The following is an 18,321-nucleotide window of genomic DNA, read 5'->3' as shown; positions in this document are numbered from 1 at the left end:
CGAGCGGCGAGCCGAATCAGGAGGGCGCGGACACATGACCATCACCGATGACGACATCCGGCGACTGCGACGGTGCGTCGAGCTGGCGCAGGAGGCGTTCGACGACGGCGACGAACCGTTCGGGTCGATACTGGTGGGCGACGACGGCACGGAACTGTTCGCCGACCGCAACCGGGTGTCCGGCGGTGACGCGACCGCCCACCCCGAGTTCGCGATCGCACGATGGGCGGCAACACATCTGAGTGCGCAGGACCGAACAGCGAGCACCGTGTACACCTCGGGTGAGCACTGTCCGATGTGCTCGGCGGCGCATGCCTGGGTCGGTCTCGGCCGGATCGTCTACGCGTCGTCGTCGGCACAGCTGCAGCAGTGGCTCGCCGAATGCGATGCAGCGCCGTCACCGGTGGCGGCGCTGCCCATCCGCGACGTCGCACCGGACGTCGAGGTGGACGGCCCGGTGGCGGAGTTCGCGCCGACGATGCGCGAACTCCATCACGCCCGCGTCAGCCGAGACGCAGGTTGACCCCGGAGGCCTGATCGAACACCGCGACCTTCGCCGGGTCGTAGAACAGTTCCGCCGACCCACCACGGGAGATGGACGATTCCGGCGCGACACGCGCGATCATCTGGCCGCCGCCGATCTCGGCGCCCGAATCCGCCGACAACTCGGCGAGCGCATCGCTTGTCGCGTGGGGTGAGTCGACGTTGAAGTAGACGTAGTTGTCCGAGCCCATCGACTCGATGACGTCGACTGTCGCGGTGAAGGTGGCCCCGTTCGACCGGGCCGACGTCTCCACGAGCGCAGCGTCCTCCAGGTGCTCCGGACGGATGCCGACGAGGACGTCGCCGTTGCTCTGTGCCCGTTGGGCATTCGCGACGATCTTCTGGTGATCGGGCACGTTCACCCGGCCGATCGGGGTGTCGATGCCGTCGCTGCCGAGGCGACCCGGCAGGAAGTTCATCGCGGGAGAACCGATGAACCCGGCCACGAAGAGGTTGTTCGGTGTGTTGTAGAGCTCCTGCGGCGTGCCGATCTGCTGGACGTACCCGCCACGCAGCACGACCACCCGGTCGCCGAGGGTCATCGCCTCGGTCTGGTCGTGCGTGACGTAGACGGTGGTGGTGCCCAGGCGGTTCTGCAGGCGGGCGATCTCAGTGCGCATCTGCACGCGCAGCTTGGCATCGAGATTCGACAGCGGTTCGTCCATCAGGAACGCCTTGGGCGAGCGCACGATCGCGCGTCCCATCGCGACACGCTGCCGCTGACCGCCGGAGAGGTTCGCCGGCTTGCGATCCAGATACGGGCCGAGGTCGAGGATCTTCGCGGCCTCGTCGACCTTCGTCGCGATCTCGGCCTTACTCAGCTTCGCCAGCGTCAGCGGGAACGCGATGTTGTCGCGGACCGACATGTGCGGATAGAGCGCGTAGCTCTGGAACACCATGGCGATGTCGCGGTCCTTGGGCGCGCGGTCGTTGACGCGTTCCCCGCCGATGCGCAGTTCGCCCGACGAGATGTCCTCGAGGCCGGCGATCATGTTGAGCGTCGTCGACTTACCGCAGCCCGACGGTCCGACGAGGATGATGAACTCGCCGTCGGCGATGTCGATGTCGACCCCGTGGACCGCGGTGGACCCGTCCGGGTACTGCTTGGTGACGTTGTCCAGAACGATGTCGGCCATGGTTATCCCTTCACCGCGCCGGAGGTCAGCCCGGCCACGATTCGACGTTGGAAGAAGAGCACGAAGATGATGATCGGAATGGTGATGACCACAGCGGCCGCCGCGATCGATCCGGTGGGTTCCTCGAACTGACTGTCACCGGTGAAGTTCGCGATCGCCACCGGTGCGGTGATGGCGCGTTCGGTGGAGGTCAGCGACAGGGCGAGCAGGAGATCGTTCCAGGCGAAGATGAACACCAGGATCGCGGCCGTCACCACGCCCGGTGCCGCCAGCGGCGCGATCACCTTGCGGAAGGCCTGCCACGGGGTGGCGCCGTCCATCTTGGCCGCCTTCTCCAGCTCCCACGGGATCTCGCGGAAGAACGCCGACAGTGTGTAGATCGCCAGCGGCAGCGCGAAGGTGATGTACGGCAGGATCAGTCCCGGCCAGGTGTCGAACAGGCCGAGGTTGCGCTCGATGTTGAACAGCGGTGTGACGAGCGAGATCTGCGGGAACATCGCGATGAGCAGTGCAGCGCCGATCAGCAGCTTCTTGCCCGGGAAGTCCAGCCGCGCAACGGCGTAGGCGGCCATCGTGCCGAGGATCACCGCGATGAGCGTGGTGATCAGTCCGATGCCGATCGAGTTGCGCAGTGCACTGGTGAAGGCACTGGTCTCGAAGATGCCCGCGTAGTTGTCCCAGGTCCATTCCTTGGGGATGAAGCTGCCGTCCTTGACGCTGCCCGGGGGCTTGAACGACAGGCTCACGATCCACAGCAGCGGGATGATCGCATAGAGGATCACCAGGATGTTGGCGATCGACCACCAGGCCTTGTTACCGATTCCGGTCTTCACGCGGCCCTACCTCCCCTCGTTGTCGGAACCGGGCGCCGCGGTGCCGAAGCCCTTGATGAAGATGAACGCGATGATCGCGACACAGATGAAGATCACGATGCTGATCGCCGATCCGACACCGAGGTTGAACGCCTTGAACAAGTTGTCGTAGCCGAGCATCGACACCGAGTACGTGTTGTTCGAGCCTCGCGTCAGGACGTAGATGTTGTCGAACACGCGGAACGCGTCCAGGGTGCGGAAGAGCAACGCGACCAGGATGGCAGGCTTCATCAGCGGAATGATGATGCGCCACAGTCGGGTCCACGCGCCCGCCCCGTCCACCTGGGCCGCCTTGAGCAGGTCGTCGGGGACCAGCGCCAGACCGGCCAGCAGCAGCAGCGCCATGAACGGCGTGGTCTTCCAGACCTCGGCGAGGACGATGATCGCCAGCGACGGCCACTGCTGGGTCAGCGGTGCGCTCCCGTCGGGCAACAGGTTGGCGAGATAGCCGGTCTCCGGCGTCCAGGCGTAGTACCAGGAGAAGGCCGCTGCCACGGTGACGATCCCGTACGGGATGAGCACCACGGTGCGGATGGTGCCCTTGCCGAAGATGGTGCGGTGCATGACCAGAGCGATCGCCATGCCGAGCACGAGCTCGATGATCACGGACACGACCGTGATCCCCAGGGTGACGGTGAACGCCGTCCACCAGTAGCTGTCACTGAGCACCGTGACGTAGTTCTCGAACCAGACGAAGCTGCGTTCACCCGGTGCCGACAGGCTGGACTTGTTCAGCGACAGCCAGAATGCGTAGACGATCGGATAGCCCGTGACCAGGGCCATCATGATGGCCGCCGGCGCGACGAGCCAGAACGCCAGTCGGCGCTCGGCGGCCTTGCCCTCACTGATCTTCTTGCCGCCCTTGGCGGGTGCCGGTTGCGGACGCTCGGCGGTGGCGACCGCGCCCGACGGCGCTGCGGCGGCAGACGCACCGGAGGTCTCGCCCGCGGACGACGACCCCGCGGGCGGGGTCCACGCATCGGAGTACACCGGTTGCGCCCCGGTGTCGCCGATGGACGGTGGACGAACCGACGGTTCGCGCGGCGGCGCGTCGTCGGGAAGGCTGTGGCGACCCGCGCGGGGGCGGTTCTCGCCGTTGTCACCGGTTGTCATGGGATCAGGCCCTCCCCGTCGATGGCTTTGCGAACCTGTTCAGCGAGCTCGTCGACCAGCGTCTCCGGGTCCCACGCGCCGACCGGACTCAACTTCGCGGTCAGCAGCGTCGAGATCGCCTGGTAGACCGGCGAGGCCGGGCGTAGCGCGGCATTCTCGGTCTCGAGCTGGGTGCGGATGTCCTCACCCATCGGGTAGGCCGCCTTGAAATCGGGATCGTCGTAGATCGACGAGATCGTCGGTGGTGTACCACCCTCGACCGAATAGACCTTCTGCGCCGCCTCGTTCGTCAGGCATTCGGCCGCCTGGAACGCCAGATCCTTCTGCTGCGAGGTGCTGGCGACCGCGATGTTCACGCCACCGAGGGTGGTCTTCGTCGGCAGATCCTTGCTCACACCGGGATAGAGCGCGAAGTCGAACTTGCTGCGCACCGTCTTGTTGACCGGTCCGAGTTGTGCGTCGGTCGGCGGGTTCGCGTTGTCCTCCGAGAGCAATCCGGCGTACTGCTGCATCTCCGGGAACCACGGCACGTCGCCGGCCGCGGCGTTGGATCGCATGGAGGAGAACACGAACGGCCAGTTGACCTCGAAGGCCGCGCTGCCGGTCTCCATGCCCAGACGCGCCGACGACTCGTCGGAGTTCGTCAGTGACGGATCATGGCCGGGCGCGGTGGCGATCGCCTTGAGCACCTGCAGCGCCTTCACCGTGGCGGCGCGGTGCTCCGGGGTGTCGTTGAGTGTCACCAGGTTCGGGTCCTCGGTGCCGACGACCGACCCACCGGCGCTGGCGAGCACCGAGTTGAACCACACCATGAGGCCCTCGTATTGCTTGCCCTGCACCATGATGTAGCTCGGTCCCCCCTTGGCCCGGATGGCCTCGGTGTCGGCGAGCATCTCGTCCCAGGTGGTCGGCGCCTTGGTCTTGTTCAAGTACTTGCGCATCAGATCCGGCCGGTACCAGAGCAACTGGGTGTTGGTCCAGGTCGGGATCGCGTACAGCCGCTTGTCGGCGTCCTCGTCGGTCTTCCACATCGCCGTCTCACGCGGACCGCCGAGGTTGGTCTCGGCGACCTTGGCCGCCAACGCATCCGGCACCGGCTCGATCCAGCCGGCGTCGGCGAACTCGGCGGTCCACACGACGTCCATGCCCATGAGGTCGAGGCCGGGATCGTTGCCGGCGAGGCGCCGCGCCAGCTGCAGACGCTGGTCGTCGGCGGACTTCGGGAGCGGCGTGGTGACGATCTTGTAGGCGCCGTCGGAGTCCGCGGAGCACTTCTGACCGACCTTGTCGATGAAGGTCGCGCCGTCCGCGGGCGGATAGATGTTCAGCACGCGGGGCGTGTACCCCGACCCGCATGCCGTCACGATCGGCAGAGCCGCGACCAGCGCCGCAGCCGCCACCACCACTTTTCGCCTCATCGGGAGTCGGGATCCGCGGTCCGGTGATCGCCCTGTCGGGGAGCCATCGTCGGGGACTCGACCGAATTCGGAAGTGCCAGCTCGGAACCGCACGCAGCCTCCTTGTTGTCGTTCGCGGTGCCAGACAACGAGGCTGCACCGGTCAACGTCTGCTGCGTAACGTTATATGTCGCAGTTCGTGACATGCAACACATTCGGCATGGGCGTGCCAGAAGTGGCCGAAATGGTGGGCCCGCGGACGACGGATTTGCGCCGGGGTGTCAGTTCGACAGTTTGCTGAGCATGTCGCGCGCCTTCTCGGCGCTGCGCGGATCGCACAACACGTCGTACCGCCCGGCGACGAGCTGCATCGTCGAGGCGAAATCGCGCTGGCCACGGGTCGCGGCATACGGGATGGTCGCCGAGATGAGACCGAAGACGATGCCGCCGATGAGACCGAACAGGACCGGCGCGAATCCGGCGCCCGTCACGACCAGGGACACCAGCAACCCGAAGAACAGACCCAGCCAGGCTCCGGAGACGACTCCGCCACCGATCACCTTGCCCCAGGTGAGCCTCCCGATCACCCGTTCGACCTGCATGAGGTCGACGCCGACGATGGTGACGTCCTGCACCGTGAAATTCTGGTCCGACAGATGGTCGACGGCACGCTGCGCCTCCGCGTAGGTCCCGTACGAGCCGATCGGCCAGCCCGTCGGCGGCGTGGGCAGACCGGGGGTCTCTCGACCGGAGCGCATCGGGTTGGTCATCTCGAGTCCTCCACTGGTTGTCTCCTGCGGTGAGCCGGGTCGGTCGGCCCATCGTCCCCACCAGGGCGCACAGTAGTCGACACCCGCGTGTGACGTCGGGGAGAAGTACCCCGACAGCGCGTGTGGGTGCGCTGCGTGCATCCCGCTGCCACTACCCTTACTCCCATGGCGTCGGTGAGCAAGGTGTTCGTGGCCAGACTGGTCGGTCTCGCCGTGCTCGGACCCGACGGCGAGTCGATCGGACGGGTACGCGACGTGGTGGTCGCCGTCCGACTACCCGGGCAGCAGCCGCGCGCCCTGGGACTCGCCGTCGAACTCACCACCCGCCGACGCATCTTCGTCCCGATGCTGCGGGTGACCGCCATCGAGCCGCACGCGGTGACCCTCAACACCGGAACGGTCAGCCTGCGGCGGCTGCATCTGCGCCCGGGCGAGGCCCTCGCCGTCGGGCAGATCCTCGACTCGCGTGTGCGCGTGGACGATCCCGACCTCGACCATCTCGCCGGAGTCGATGTCAGCGTCGTCGACCTCGGAATCGAACGCACGCGCACCCGGGACTGGGTCGTCGCCCGCATCGCCGTGCGCCCGGGCCGCAAGGGCTTCCGCCGACGCGGCGAGACCCATGTCGTCGACTGGCACCGTGTGCACGGGCTGACCCAGACCGAGCTCAACCTGCCGGGGCAGGGCGTGGCGCAAGCGCTGCAGCAATTCGAGGGAATGCGGGCCGCCGACGTCGCGAACGCGCTGCGCGAACTGCCGGTCAAGCGCCGGGACGAGATCGCCGCCGCGCTCGACGACGAACGACTCGCCGACGTCCTGCAGGAACTGCCGCCCGACGACCAGACCGACCTGCTGGCCCATCTCGAACTCGACCGGGCCGTCGACGTCCTCGAGGCGATGGACCCCGACGATGCCGCCGACCTCCTCGGCGAATTGCCCGATGCGGAGGCCGAGTCCCTGCTCGAGCGCATGGACCCCGAGGAATCCGAACCCGTCCGCAGGCTGCTGGTGCACAATCCCGACACCGCGGGCGGTCTGATGACCTCCGAGCCCATTGTCGTCACGGCGTCGACGACGGTCGCGGAAACTCTTGCGCGCGTTCGTAATCCGGATATCACACCGGCCGCGGCGAGTCTGGTGTTCGTCGTCCGGCCGCCGACGGCGACGCCGACCGGCAAGTACCTCGGTTGCGCCCACCTGCAGGCACTGCTACGCGAACCGCCCGCCAACATCGTCGGCGGCATCCTCGACACCGACCTGTCCCACCTCGATCCGGAAGACTCGCTGGAGACCGTGACCCGCTACTTCGCGACTTATAACCTGGTCTGCGGTCCGGTGGTCGACGACGAGGGTCACCTGCTCGGCGCGGTCAGCGTCGACGACCTGCTCGACGAGTTGCTGCCGCGTGACTGGCGCGAGACCGAACCCGAGGATGCCGAACCGATCGGCGACATCACCGGCGTCAACACCGCAGGAGCGGGTGCGTGAGCGCCGAGCAGTCCGGTCGTCGCCTCGACACCCCCCGCCCGAATCGTCGGCTGTCGTTCAACCTCGACAGCGACGTCATCGGCGTCTACGCCGAGCGGATCGCCCGCTTCCTCGGCACCGGGCGTTATCTCGCGATCCAGACCGTCATCGTCATCGTGTGGGTGGCCCTCAACCTCATCGCGGTGTCCTGGCGGTGGGATCCGTATCCCTTCATCCTGCTCAATCTCGCGTTCTCGACGCAGGCCGCCTACGCAGCACCGCTGATCCTGCTGGCGCAGAACCGTCAGGAGAACCGGGACAAGGTGGCCCTCGACGAGGACCGGATGCGAGCGGCGCAGACCAAGGCCGACACCGAGTTCCTGGCCCGCGAGCTCGCCGCGGTCCGCCTCGCCGTCGGCGACACCGTCACGCGCGACTATCTCCGCAAGGAGTTCGACGACCTGCTCACCGAGCTCACCGACCGGTTGCGCGTCAATGATCTCGACCGACCGGTCGGGGATGACGACGACGAGGTCACGCGCACCTCGTGACGTGTCGCCGTTCATGCGGCGGTCAGATGCACGTGGTCGAGAATTGTCGGGTTCCTGCATTGGGGCACTCGTCCCATATGTATGGTGGGTCACACGTCGGACGCGCGGGAGGCTGGTGTCCGGGTTGCCCTGTCAGGGCAGGTCCGACGGCTATCCGCGAGATCTCGGGGGCGGACATGGTCGTGTGTCAGAGCAACGGAGTGCGTGTGAACGGGCAGTCGAATCCGACGATGAGCCGAACGGTCATGCGTGGCCCGACCGCGATCGGGATCGGCCGGTGAGCCCGCGTCTCCTGCGGCGCGCGCACGGGCCGCGTCGTACACGCCTTCCCCGCCGTGCGTTGTCGGTCGGTGCGGGCGGCGTCCTGGTGGGGGCGATGCTGCTGGGTGCCGCGACGTCGAGCGCCACCGGCGGGACCATCACGGCAGCCCCGGCGAGCAATGCCGGCACCGTTACCGGCGCGGCCGCCGAGATCGTGCCGGGCGGCCCGGTGACCCTGCTCGGTTTCGCGCCACCACCGAAGCCGGTCGTCGAGCCGACCGTGCTGCCACAGTTCCGCATCGCTGCCGATCTGCCGTCGGGGCCGCTCGGCATCCCGGGCGTCGTCCTGCAGGCATACAAACTCGCGGCCAATCGCGTCGGCGCCGAGAGTCCGCAGTGCAAGCTGCCGTGGTTCCTCCTCGCCGGGATCGGCCGGATCGAGTCCAACCACGCCTCCAACGGGTCGGTCGATCAGTACGGCACGACGATCAACCCCATCGCCGGACCGGTCTTGGACGGCTCCCTGGCCGGCAATGCGGTCATCCGGGACACCGACGGTGGCCGGATCGACGGCGACGGTGCCCACGACCGGGCCATGGGCCCGATGCAGTTCATCCCGAGCACCTGGGCGAGCTGGGGCACCGACGCCAACGGTGACGGCAAGGCGGACCCCAACAACGTCTTCGACGCCACCTACTCGGCGGGGCGATATCTGTGCGCCGGTGTCACCGACATCATGACCGAGAAGAACAAGGTGTCGGCCGTGCTCCGCTACAACCACTCGATGGAGTACGTCGCCAACGTGCTGGGTTGGGCGGGTGCGTATGCGACGGGGGTCATGCCGACCAATCCGATCCCCGAGCCCAAGCGCAAGGCGAGCAAGTCCTCGACGAGCAAGCCGTCCACCCCCAAGCCCGGCGACAGTTCGTCGTCACCGTCGTCGCCGGAGAGCTCCTCGACCACCCCGCCGCCGGAAACATGCATCGGCGCACTGTGCCTGCCGCCGAATCTCATCCCGCCGCAGTTGCTGCCACCGCAGCAGCGACCTGCGCCGAAGCAGGCGCCGACCAAGGTCGCACCGAAGAAGGCGCCCGCCACGACTCCGACCACACGGGTTCCGGGTCCGCGCACGCCGAGCACGACCCCGCCGCGCTGAGGGCGGTGTCGTCGCGGCGGTTAAGCTGGGCAACGATGACTACCGGAGTTGTACCCACCGAATCGGCGATCCGTGCCGCCCTCAGCAAGGTGAACGATCCCGAGATCGGCAAACCGATCACCGACCTGGGCATGGTGAAGTCGATCGGCGTCAACGACGACGCCAGTGTCGACGTCACCATCTACCTCACCACCTCCGGCTGTCCCATGCGCACCGAGATCTCCGGTCGCGTGGAACGTGCCGTGGCCGATGTCCCCGGGGTCGGTGCGATCTCCGTCGACCTCGACGTGATGGACGACGAGCAGCGCACCGAGCTCCGCAAGAAGCTGCGCGGCGACAAGGCCGAACCCGTGATCCCGTTCGCCCAGCCCGGATCGCTGACCCGCGTCTATGCCGTCGCGTCGGGCAAAGGCGGTGTCGGCAAGTCGAGCGTGACGGTCAACCTGGCGACCGCGCTCGCCGAGCGTGGACTGACCGTGGGCGTCCTCGACGCCGACATCTACGGACACTCCGTCCCTCGCATGCTCGGCAGCGAAGCCAAGCCCACCCAGGTCGAGCGGATGATCATGCCGCCGATCAGCCACGGGGTGAAGTTCATCTCGATCGGCCAGTTCACCGACGGCAACACCCCGGTCACCTGGCGCGGCCCGATGCTGCACCGCGCGCTGCAGCAGTTCCTGGCCGACGTCTACTGGGGTGACCTCGACGTCCTGCTACTCGACCTGCCGCCCGGCACGGGCGACGTCGCCATCTCGATCGCGCAGCTCATCCCGGGCGCCGAGATCCTGGTCGTGACCACCCCCCAGCAGGCGGCCGCGGAGGTCGCCGAACGAGCCGGTGCGATCGCTCTGCAGACCCGGCAGAAGATCCTCGGTGTCGTCGAGAACATGTCGTGGATGGAGCTGCCCGACGGCTCACGGATGGAGCCGTTCGGCTCGGGCGGGGGCGAGAAGGTCGCCCAGCGACTGACGCAGGCCGTCGGCGCGCCGGTCGAACTGCTCGGGCAGGTTCCGCTGGAGACGACGCTGCGCGAGGGCGGCGACGCGGGTGTGCCGGTGGTGTTGTCGGATCCCGAGTCAGTGTCGGGGTCGGCGCTGCGTGCGATCGCGGAGAAGCTGGCGGTGCGCCGTCGAGGACTCGCCGGGATGAGCCTGGGTATCGACACCACCCGTCACGCCTGACATCCGTCGCCGCGACCGCTCAGGTGGCGTCCCAGTCGCTGATGCTGCGCTTCGTCGACGGGGTGTCCGACTTCGCTGCCTCTGACGGTGCGGCGGCGGTGGTGACGTCCTCGTCGGCCGGCCCCGGCAGGGGCGCCGACACCGGCTTGATCTCCGGGGTCTCAGTGGTGTTCCGGTCTACCGTCGTCGGGCCGAGCCCGAGCTTGAACACCGAGTCGTCGCCGTCGAGGAGATGTCTGGTGACCACGGCGCGCGGTGTCATGCCCCGGAGTTCGTTCAACTCCGACAACGGTTTGCGCAACTCGTCGAAGTCGGGTCCGAGTTCGTCCTTGAGCTGGTTGGTCGCGCCGGTCGCGTAGTCGCGGACCTGGCGAAGGGACTTCATCGTCCAGGAGACGGCACCGGGAAGGCGATCCGGTCCGAGGATGATCAGGCCGGCCGCCAGCAGGACGACGATCTCACCCCAACCGATACTGCTGAACATCGCCTCATCCCCCGTTGTCAGTCACTGGCCGGCGTGATCGTCCCGCTGAATGTGCGGCCGTCTCGCCAGTAGGTGAATCCGACCTTGCCGTCGATCTTCGCCGTCCGGACGGCGACCGTCAATTCATCGGCACTCTCGATCGTGCGTCCGTCGAACGAGGTGATGACATCGTCCTCGCGGACACCGGCGCGATCGGCCGGTCCCCCCGCGACGACGTTGCGCACCTGGGCACCTAGCACACGATCGTTGCGCACCGAGCTGGCGTTGACACCGATCTGCGGATGGTTCACCGTGCCGTTGCGGATGAGTGTCTGGGCGATCGGCACGACCTGGTTGATCGGGATCGCGAAGCCCAGTCCGATCGATCCGCCACCCGGGACCAACCCTGCGGTGTTGATGCCGACCACCTCGGCCTCGTCGTCGACGAGCGGGCCACCCGAGTTGCCCGGGTTGATGGCGGCGTCGGTCTGGATGGCGTCGATGACCGCGTCGGTGTCGGATTCGGCGTCGGGCCGCAGCGGGACCGGCCGATGTAGCGCACTGACGATGCCGCTGGTGACGGTACGGTCCAGTCCCAGAGGCGAACCGAAGGCGATGACCTCCTGGCCGATCTGCAGGTTGTCGGAGTTCCCGAGCTTGGACACGGTGAGGTTGTCGACGTTGTCGACCTTCACGACGGCGAGGTCGGTCTTCGTGTCGCGTCCGACGATCCGGGCCGGCACGCGTTTGCGGTCGAAGAAGACGGCCTCGAGTTTGGCGTTGCGGTCGTTGGCGGCCATCGCGATGACGTGGTTGTTGGTGACGATGTAGCCGTTCTCGTCGATGACGAAGCCGGACCCGGTACCCACGGCGCTGGACGTCCGGACGTCGAGGGCGACGACCGACTTCTCCACGGCGCGTGCCACGGTGGCGACCGGCGACTTGGCGTCGCCGTTGTCGGTGTCGCCGGTGGAGAGCTGCACGGAGTCGGAGTTGAGTGGGGACACCACTTCGGCAGTCCATCGTCCGATCAGTCCGCCGAACACGCCCACGAGTACTGCGAGGACGGCGAGGGTGGCGAGAGCATGCCAGCTGACGCGTTTGCCGAAGAGCACGTCCTGGATCCCCAGCTTGGGTCCGGATTCTGTGGGCTCTGCGGCCGTGGGGCGGGACAGGGCCGGACCCGACAGCGCGGCGACACTCTCCGGGTCGCGCCATGGATCGGCGGGTGAGGGGGCATCGTCCGGCTCGCCGTAGCTCGCGAGCGGATCCCGTTGCAGTGTCTCGGTTTCGCCGGAGGGACGGCCGAAGGCCTCGGCGAGCACAGGATCGGGTGCGGACACCTCGGGCTCGGGGCGATCGGTGGGCTCGGAGGTCTGCGCGAACGATCCCTGGACCCCGGCGGGCCTGCCGAACACCGCGACGGTCTCCGGTGAGAAGGCGGTGTGGCGGACGCGGTCGGCGTCGTCGCGACGGTTCCCCTGCTCCACCCCGCTGCCCGCAGCCGTGTCGGCCGGTCCGTGGTCGTCACCGGACGCGACGGCGCCGCCGGTGTCACCGGTCGCGGTGTCCTCGGCGGCGTCGGTCGTGCGGTCGAGTTCGCTCTCCCCTGTGTGGTCCACCTGTCAGCGGCCTCGCCAGCGACTCATCCGTGCCCTCGTACTTCCTTGTTCAGGGTGTTGTCCATGGCCATCGGCCGGCGGCGCGCCGGTTCCACGGGCCCGGTCCGCCGGAATACCGGCGACCGGGAAGCCGGGCGCCGCCATCGGGCTGGTGGTGCCGTCGCGATCCCACGGCGCCACGGTGGGTTGCGGATCGGTCTGGGCCTCACCGGACACACCGGTGAGGTCGATCTCGCGGGTGGGGATCTGACTCAGCTGTCCGAGCAATCCGGCGGGCATCGAGACGTCACCGGCGGAGCGGAGTCGGGTGCGCGCCGCGATCTGTGCGTCGACCGCCGACATGCATTCGGGGCAGTGCGCGAGATGCTGGGTGGCGCGCATGTGCGCGGTCATGCCGAGTTCCCCGTCGACGAATGCCGCGACGGCCTCCGACGCGAGGTGCTCGGTCGAGGCGAAACGGCGTCCGCCGGGTGTACCCGGCGCACGATAGGTGCGATTGGGCGCGAAGGACGCGGTGACCGGCGACCAGGTCGCCGGATTCCACGCGGAACGGCGGCGGCGCCGGAGATTCGACATGGGTAGCGGGCTGTCGGCCTGCTGTCCCGAGGCGGGTCGACCTCGATTCATCTCCATCTGACGCTCACCTCTTCCACCGCAACGGTCTGCTCCGGCCGTCGTCTCGAATCCCGTTCCACGCTACTGCGCTGTCGGCAGATGTGCTTCTCGCACCGCTGTCGGGCGCGGCCACCCAGCCTATCCGAAGGTGACAACGAAGCCCGGGCGCCCGGGGTTCCCGGCGGGAGGGATCTAGCCGACGGTGCCGACGGCGACCGAGCGGCTGCCCGTGTGACCACGGGCGGTGAGGTGGTCGCGGATCGTCTGGCGACCGCGATGGATGCGGCTACGGACCGTACCGAGTTTGACACCCAGCGTCGCCGAGATCTCCTCGTACGACAGACCCTCGATGTCACAGAGCACGACGGCTGCACGGAACTCCGGCGGCAGGGCGTCGAGCGCCTCCTGCAGATCGGGATCGAGATTCGCATCGTGGAAGATCTGCTGCGGATCCGGGGTGTCGGCCGGGACGCGGTCGTACTCCTCCGGCAGTGCCTCCATACGGATCTTGCTGCGCCGGCGGACCATGTCGAGGAAGAGGTTGGTGGTGATGCGATGCAACCAACCCTCGAACGTGCCCGGCTTGTAGTTCTTCAATGACCGGAACACCCGGATGAACGTCTCCTGGGTCAGGTCCTCGGCGTCGTGCTGGTTGCCGGACAGACGGTAGGCCAGCCGGTAGACGCGGTCGGCGTGCTCGCGCACGAGTTCGTCCCACGACGGCATGAGGTTGTCATCACCGGTGGCGTCGAATCCGGCGGTCCCGGACGGGACGACTTCTGCAGACCCCTGAGGATCGGTCATCGTTGGTGGCCAGTTCCCTTCCCCGGACATCACGTCGGATGACGGATGTTCACGATGGTAAACCACGTGTACCGGCAGTCTATTCCCGCACTCCCGGCGACGCCGTGGGGCGAGAGACGCCCGACCCACGAGCGCGTTGGTGCGCTAGTAGAACCCTCTCCCATCGGGGTGTGGTCGCAGTGTGAGTGTCCTGAGGTTTCGCTGAGGAAGTCCGCCCGGCCGTCGAACCCGGCTGACCACCGACTTCGACCGTCGACTTCGCACCTGGTGGCGTGCCGCGCACGCGATCACCGACGGCGCGACATAACCTCGGGGGGTGACCGACTCATCAGGCGATTCCCCCGGTACCGGTGCGCCCGCCGGGAGCGCACTCATCGACTACGCGGAATCGGCGATCGTCGAGGACGACGCGCTGCTGGCCGCCCGTGGCCGTGCCGAGGAACTCGGCGCGCCGGCCGTCGCCCCCGCAGTGGGCGCCCTGCTCGCCCTGCTCGCGCGCTCCTGCGATGCCCACGCCGTCGTGGAGATCGGCACCGGCGCAGGGGTGAGCGGTCTGTGGCTGCTCAACGGCATGTCCGACGACGGCGTGCTGACCACGATCGACCCCGAGTCGGAACATCATCGAGCGGCCCGTCAGTCGTTCGCGGGGGCGGAGATCGCGCCGGGCCGGACCCGTCTGATCAACGGCTATCCGACCGAGGTGCTGCCGCGCCTGGCCGACGAGTCCTATGACCTCGTCCTCGTCGACGGCCCGCTCATCGATCACCCCCGGCATGTGGTCGAGGCGATCCGTATCCTGCGTCCCGGTGGTGTGGTCGTCGTGCACAACCCGACCGCCGACGGCGCCGTCGCCGATCCGTCACGGACCGACCCGCCGGCTGCCGCGGCCCGTGAGGCCGCGATGCTGATCGCCGACGACGAGCGTCTGCTGCCCGTGGTCATCCCGCTCGGCGCAGGTGTGCTGGCGGCGGCCAAGGCCCGCTGACCGCGCGCCGTCCGCAATCCGAACGTCCCCGGTTCCGCCGGGACCGCCCTGGCGCTCAGACGTCGGTGGAGAAGCGGATCCCGTTGTCGGGCACCTGGACTCCCGGCCATACCCGGGCCCCGCGGAGCAGTTCACATCGCGCGCCGACGTCGGCGCCGTCACCGATGACGGTGTCGCGGATGAGTGCGCGGGGTCCGATCCGGGCACCGAACCCGACGATGCTGCGCTCGACGACCGCGCCCGCCTCCACGACCGCACCGTCGAAGATGACGGCTCCGTCGAGGCGAGCCCGCGGACCGATCTCGGCCCCACGTCCGACGACGGTCCCGCCGATCAGGACCGCGCCCGGCGCGACACCGGCACCGTCGTGCACGAGCGATTCCCCGCGGCGATCACCGAGCGCGGGCGAGGGTGCGATGCCGCGAACGAGGTCGGCGGACCCGCGGACGAAGTCCTCGGGCGTCCCCATGTCGCGCCAGTAGGCGTGATCGACGTGTCCGTGGATGTGGCGTCCCTCCTGCAGCAACTTGGGGAACACCTCACGCTCGACGGACACCGCACGACCGGCGGGGATCTCCTCGATGATCGACCGCCGGAACACGTAGGTGCCCGCGTTGATCTGGTCGGTGGGCGGATCCTGGGTCTTCTCCAGGAACGCGGTGACCCGTCCGTTCTCGTCGGTCGGCACGCAGCCGAATGCACGCGGATCGCTGACCGGCACGAGATGGAGCGTGACGTCGGCGCCACTGGCGTGGTGTGCGTCGAGCACCTCGCGGACGTCGGTCCCGCCGAGGACGTCCCCGTTGAACACGAGAATGGTGTCCGCGGTGAGTTCGTCGAGCACATTCCGGATGCCGCCCCCGGTGCCGAGGGGTTCCGGTTCGGTCACGTACCTCAGCTTGAGTCCGAGTTTCGAACCGTCTCCGTAGTACTCGGAGAACACCGGCGCCTGAAACGAGGTGCCGAGGACGACGTCCTCGATCCCGGCCGCCTTGATCCGCGACAGCAGGTGGGTCAGGAACGGGACTCCTGCGGTCGGCAACATCGGCTTGGGCGCCGACAGGGTCAGCGGGCGCAGGCGCGTGCCCTTGCCACCCACGAGGACGACCGCCTGCACCGAGGGGTTCTCACTGGCCACCGGTTTCCTCCTCATTCCTCAGGGGATCGATCGAGCGAACGTCGGGCCGCGACGACCGCGACCCGCGAGCGGACTGCGAGACCGGCGCGCAACGCCAGACGCAGCGGGGCGCGCAGCACACCCGGATGACGGTCCGCCTGGAACTGATAGGCGCTGCGATGGTGTGCGGGCAGCATCTTCTCGGGATTGCGTCCTGCCGCATGCCCTTTGGTGTGGACGATCTCCGCCGACGGTACGTAGACGTTGAGCCAGCCCGCTTTACCGAGGCGATCGCCGAGGTCGACGTCCTCCATGTACATGAAATAGCGCGAGTCGAATCCGTTGATGGCGTCGAACGCGTCGCGGCGCACCAACAGGCAGGAGCCGGACAGCCAGCCGACCGGGCGCTCACTGGGCGCGGCGTTGTCGGCGCGATAGGCGGCAGTCCACGGATTCGTCTTCCAGACGGTGGAGAAGAGCGCGTGTCCGACGCCGGAGACCAGATCGGGCACGCGGCGGGCCGACGGATAGATCGAGCCGTCGGGCTCGTGGATGAGCGGACCCAGCGAGCCCGCACGCGGCCACCGTCGCGCCGCCTCCAACAATTCGTCGAGCGACCCGGGACCCCATTCGACGTCGGGGTTGGCCACCGCGACGAACTCGATCGACGGGTCGAGCTCGGCGACGGCCCGGTTGATCCCACCGCCGTAGCCGATGTTCCCGCCGGTCCGGACGAGCGTGACGTTGTCGAAGTCGCGTTCAGCGGCCTCCGGCGCGCCGTCGGTCGATCCGTTGTCGGCGATCACCACCCTCGGCACCTCGTCCACGGTCGCCTTCTCGAGGCTCTGCAGGAATGCCGTGAGGTATTTCCCCGACGAATAGGTCACCGTCACGACGGCCAGCTGAGCAGTCACGGGGTCAGGGTATCCAACGCCGGTCCGGGATCCGTGATCGCCGCGTGCAGGGCCGAACGCCAGTCCCGGAGCGGGGTCAGACCCGCCGCCGCCCAAGATCGGCCCGACAGCACGGAAAAGGCAGGTCGCGGCGCCGGACGCGGGAACTGGGCCGTCGTGCACGGGCGGACCCGGCTCGGGTCGGCGCCGATCTCGGTGAACACCGCCTGCGCCACCGTGTGCCAGGTGACGCTCCCCTCGTTGGTCGCGTGCAGGACGGCACCCGCGATCCCGTCACGTGGCCCCGCCGCCGCCAGCTCCCACAGTCCCGCGGCGAGGTCGACGGCATAGGTGGGCGAGCCGGTCTGGTCGTCGACGACGGTCAGTTCGTCGCGCTGCGACTCGAGTCGGCGCATGGTGCCGACGAAGTCCGGGCTGTCGGGGCCGCCGGTGTAGACCCAGGCGGTGCGCACCACGGTCGCGGTCGGGTCGGCGCCGAGCGCCCCCCGTTCCCCGGCGAGCTTCGACGCCCCGTACACGGTCTCCGGGACGCCGGTCACGTCATCGGGTTCGTACGGCCGGCTGCGGCGCGGACCGGCATCGGTGGCGGCCGCACCGGCGAAGACATAGTCGGTGGACACGTGGATGAGCCAGGCGCCGGCGGCCGCCGTCGAGCTTGCGAGGTGCGTCGGTCCGTCGCGGTTCACCGCGTACGAACCGTCCGGATCCGCTTCCGCTCCATCCACATTCGTGAAGGCCGCACAATTGAGTACCACGTCGCCTGCACGGAGTCCCGCGAGCGCGGCCGTCACCGACGACGCATCGGTGATGTCGACGTCGGCCGAGGTCAGGGCCCGCACGTCGGCGCCCGCGGCCGCTCGCGCGCGCAGCGCGGTGCCGAGTTGGCCGCCTGCGCCGACGATGTACGTGGTCGGACTCATGCGTCACATCGTGCCGTACTCCGCCGGATGGTGGTGGATGACCACGGTGTGTCCGAGTGGTGATGTCGATCTCGATCGCGCCCATCGGCGTTGCGTTCTCGATTTCGTTCTTCACTTCAGTAGCCTTGCGTCAGCACAGCAACATCCGACACGTCAACACCACGGATCTCGTTGCTCTCACGAGTAACAGCGGCGCTGCGCCGCGGCCGACGTTGACCCCGACGCAAAGGACTGACCCGCTCGTGGAGTCTCGACCCGATGGTGCACGCCGACGCCCCGGTGGCCGCGCACGTCCGGACGAGCCGACCCCGCAACCGCGCGAGCGATCCGATCCCCGACGCCGCGCCGAGGGACAGCCGGCCGATCCCGCGGCCCGTCGTCGGCGTCGACCGCCGGGAGCCGACCCGCGTTCGGCCGACGGCCCCACCCCCGGG

General features: G+C 68.3%; 18 protein-coding genes. 6 read left to right on the top strand and 12 right to left on the bottom strand.

All coding sequences use genetic code 11. From position 1 onward, the window contains the following. The first annotated feature begins 40 nt into the window (after positions 1-40). Positions 41-523: a nucleoside deaminase gene (locus EEB19_RS20285; protein WP_222929963.1), complete on the top strand. Its 483-nt coding sequence runs from the start codon at positions 41-43 to the stop codon at positions 521-523. Here the strand turns inward: EEB19_RS20285 and EEB19_RS20280 are convergent. From EEB19_RS20280 to EEB19_RS20260, 5 genes are all read right to left on the bottom strand, one after another. After that, entirely contained in the window at positions 504-1,679 is a 1,176-nt protein-coding gene (locus EEB19_RS20280; RefSeq protein WP_187589166.1) for an ABC transporter ATP-binding protein, read from the bottom strand. The genes EEB19_RS20285 and EEB19_RS20280 overlap by 20 nt on opposite strands. A 2-nt stretch (positions 1,680-1,681) precedes the next feature. Then, positions 1,682-2,512: a carbohydrate ABC transporter permease gene (locus tag EEB19_RS20275; protein WP_187589165.1), complete on the bottom strand. Its 831-nt coding sequence runs from the start codon at positions 2,510-2,512 to the stop codon at positions 1,682-1,684. Positions 2,513-2,518: 6 nt separating this feature from the next. Further along, the gene (locus tag EEB19_RS20270; RefSeq protein ID WP_262365807.1) at positions 2,519-3,664 is read right to left on the bottom strand and encodes a carbohydrate ABC transporter permease; all 1,146 of its coding nucleotides are present in this window, start codon (positions 3,662-3,664) and stop codon (positions 2,519-2,521) included. Further along, positions 3,661-5,082 (bottom strand): extracellular solute-binding protein, encoded by a 1,422-nt coding sequence (locus tag EEB19_RS20265; protein ID WP_187589164.1) that lies wholly within the window; start codon positions 5,080-5,082, stop codon positions 3,661-3,663. The genes EEB19_RS20270 and EEB19_RS20265 overlap by 4 nt, the downstream gene beginning before the upstream one ends. A 260-nt stretch (positions 5,083-5,342) precedes the next feature. Then, positions 5,343-5,831 carry a general stress protein gene (locus tag EEB19_RS20260; RefSeq protein ID WP_187589163.1) on the bottom strand — a complete coding sequence of 163 codons (489 nt, stop codon included), beginning with the start codon at positions 5,829-5,831 and terminating at the stop codon, positions 5,343-5,345. Positions 5,832-5,996: 165 nt separating this feature from the next. On the opposite strand from EEB19_RS20260, the gene EEB19_RS20255 reads away from it, so the two are divergent. From EEB19_RS20255 to EEB19_RS20240, 4 genes are all read left to right on the top strand, one after another. After that, entirely contained in the window at positions 5,997-7,319 is a 1,323-nt protein-coding gene (locus EEB19_RS20255; protein WP_187589162.1) for a CBS domain-containing protein, read from the top strand. After that, positions 7,316-7,849, top strand: a complete 534-nt coding sequence (locus tag EEB19_RS20250; RefSeq protein ID WP_187589161.1) for a DUF1003 domain-containing protein — start codon at positions 7,316-7,318, stop codon at positions 7,847-7,849. Before EEB19_RS20255 ends, EEB19_RS20250 begins: the two co-directional genes overlap by 4 nt. A gap of 277 nt (positions 7,850-8,126) precedes the next feature. After that, positions 8,127-9,266 (top strand): lytic transglycosylase domain-containing protein, encoded by a 1,140-nt coding sequence (locus EEB19_RS20245; protein WP_262365806.1) that lies wholly within the window; start codon positions 8,127-8,129, stop codon positions 9,264-9,266. A 35-nt stretch (positions 9,267-9,301) separates the two neighbouring features. Next, on the top strand, positions 9,302-10,447 hold the full coding sequence (locus tag EEB19_RS20240; RefSeq protein ID WP_187589159.1) for an Mrp/NBP35 family ATP-binding protein: 1,146 nt from the start codon (positions 9,302-9,304) through the stop codon (positions 10,445-10,447). A gap of 19 nt (positions 10,448-10,466) precedes the next feature. On the opposite strand, the gene tatB is transcribed toward EEB19_RS20240, so the two are convergent. The 4 genes from tatB to sigE all read right to left on the bottom strand — a co-directional run bounded on the left by tatB (position 10,467) and on the right by sigE (position 13,951). Further along, positions 10,467-10,931, bottom strand: a complete 465-nt coding sequence (gene tatB, locus EEB19_RS20235; protein ID WP_187589158.1) for a Sec-independent protein translocase protein TatB — start codon at positions 10,929-10,931, stop codon at positions 10,467-10,469. 17 nt (positions 10,932-10,948) lie between these two features. Further along, positions 10,949-12,400, bottom strand: a complete 1,452-nt coding sequence (locus tag EEB19_RS20230; RefSeq protein WP_187589216.1) for a S1C family serine protease — start codon at positions 12,398-12,400, stop codon at positions 10,949-10,951. A 135-nt stretch (positions 12,401-12,535) separates the two neighbouring features. Then, the gene (locus tag EEB19_RS20225; protein ID WP_262365815.1) at positions 12,536-13,159 is read right to left on the bottom strand and encodes an anti-sigma factor; all 624 of its coding nucleotides are present in this window, start codon (positions 13,157-13,159) and stop codon (positions 12,536-12,538) included. A gap of 180 nt (positions 13,160-13,339) precedes the next feature. Beyond that, positions 13,340-13,951: an RNA polymerase sigma factor SigE gene (sigE, locus tag EEB19_RS20220; protein ID WP_187589156.1), complete on the bottom strand. Its 612-nt coding sequence runs from the start codon at positions 13,949-13,951 to the stop codon at positions 13,340-13,342. 316 nt (positions 13,952-14,267) lie between these two features. Between sigE and EEB19_RS20215 the strand changes: the two genes are divergently transcribed. Continuing rightward, positions 14,268-14,936: an O-methyltransferase gene (locus EEB19_RS20215; protein WP_187589155.1), complete on the top strand. Its 669-nt coding sequence runs from the start codon at positions 14,268-14,270 to the stop codon at positions 14,934-14,936. 55 nt (positions 14,937-14,991) lie between these two features. Here the strand turns inward: EEB19_RS20215 and EEB19_RS20210 are convergent, their stop codons facing one another. The 3 genes from EEB19_RS20210 to rfbD are packed head-to-tail and all read right to left on the bottom strand — an operon-like array spanning position 14,992 to position 17,887. After that, on the bottom strand, positions 14,992-16,074 hold the full coding sequence (locus tag EEB19_RS20210; RefSeq protein ID WP_262365805.1) for an NDP-sugar synthase: 1,083 nt from the start codon (positions 16,072-16,074) through the stop codon (positions 14,992-14,994). A gap of 11 nt (positions 16,075-16,085) precedes the next feature. After that, a complete protein-coding gene (locus EEB19_RS20205) occupies positions 16,086-16,967 on the bottom strand; it encodes a glycosyltransferase family 2 protein (protein ID WP_187589153.1) in 882 nt (293 codons plus the stop codon). Beyond that, complete coding sequence (gene rfbD, locus EEB19_RS20200; RefSeq protein WP_187589152.1) at positions 16,964-17,887, bottom strand: dTDP-4-dehydrorhamnose reductase; 924 nt, start codon at positions 17,885-17,887, stop codon at positions 16,964-16,966. The genes EEB19_RS20205 and rfbD overlap by 4 nt, the downstream gene beginning before the upstream one ends. Positions 17,888-18,321 lie beyond the last annotated feature (434 nt).

It is taken from the genome of Gordonia sp. OPL2 (genome assembly GCF_003797825.1).
Taxonomy (GTDB): domain Bacteria; phylum Actinomycetota; class Actinomycetes; order Mycobacteriales; family Mycobacteriaceae; genus Gordonia.
This window is presented reverse-complemented; position numbering and strand designations above follow the sequence as displayed.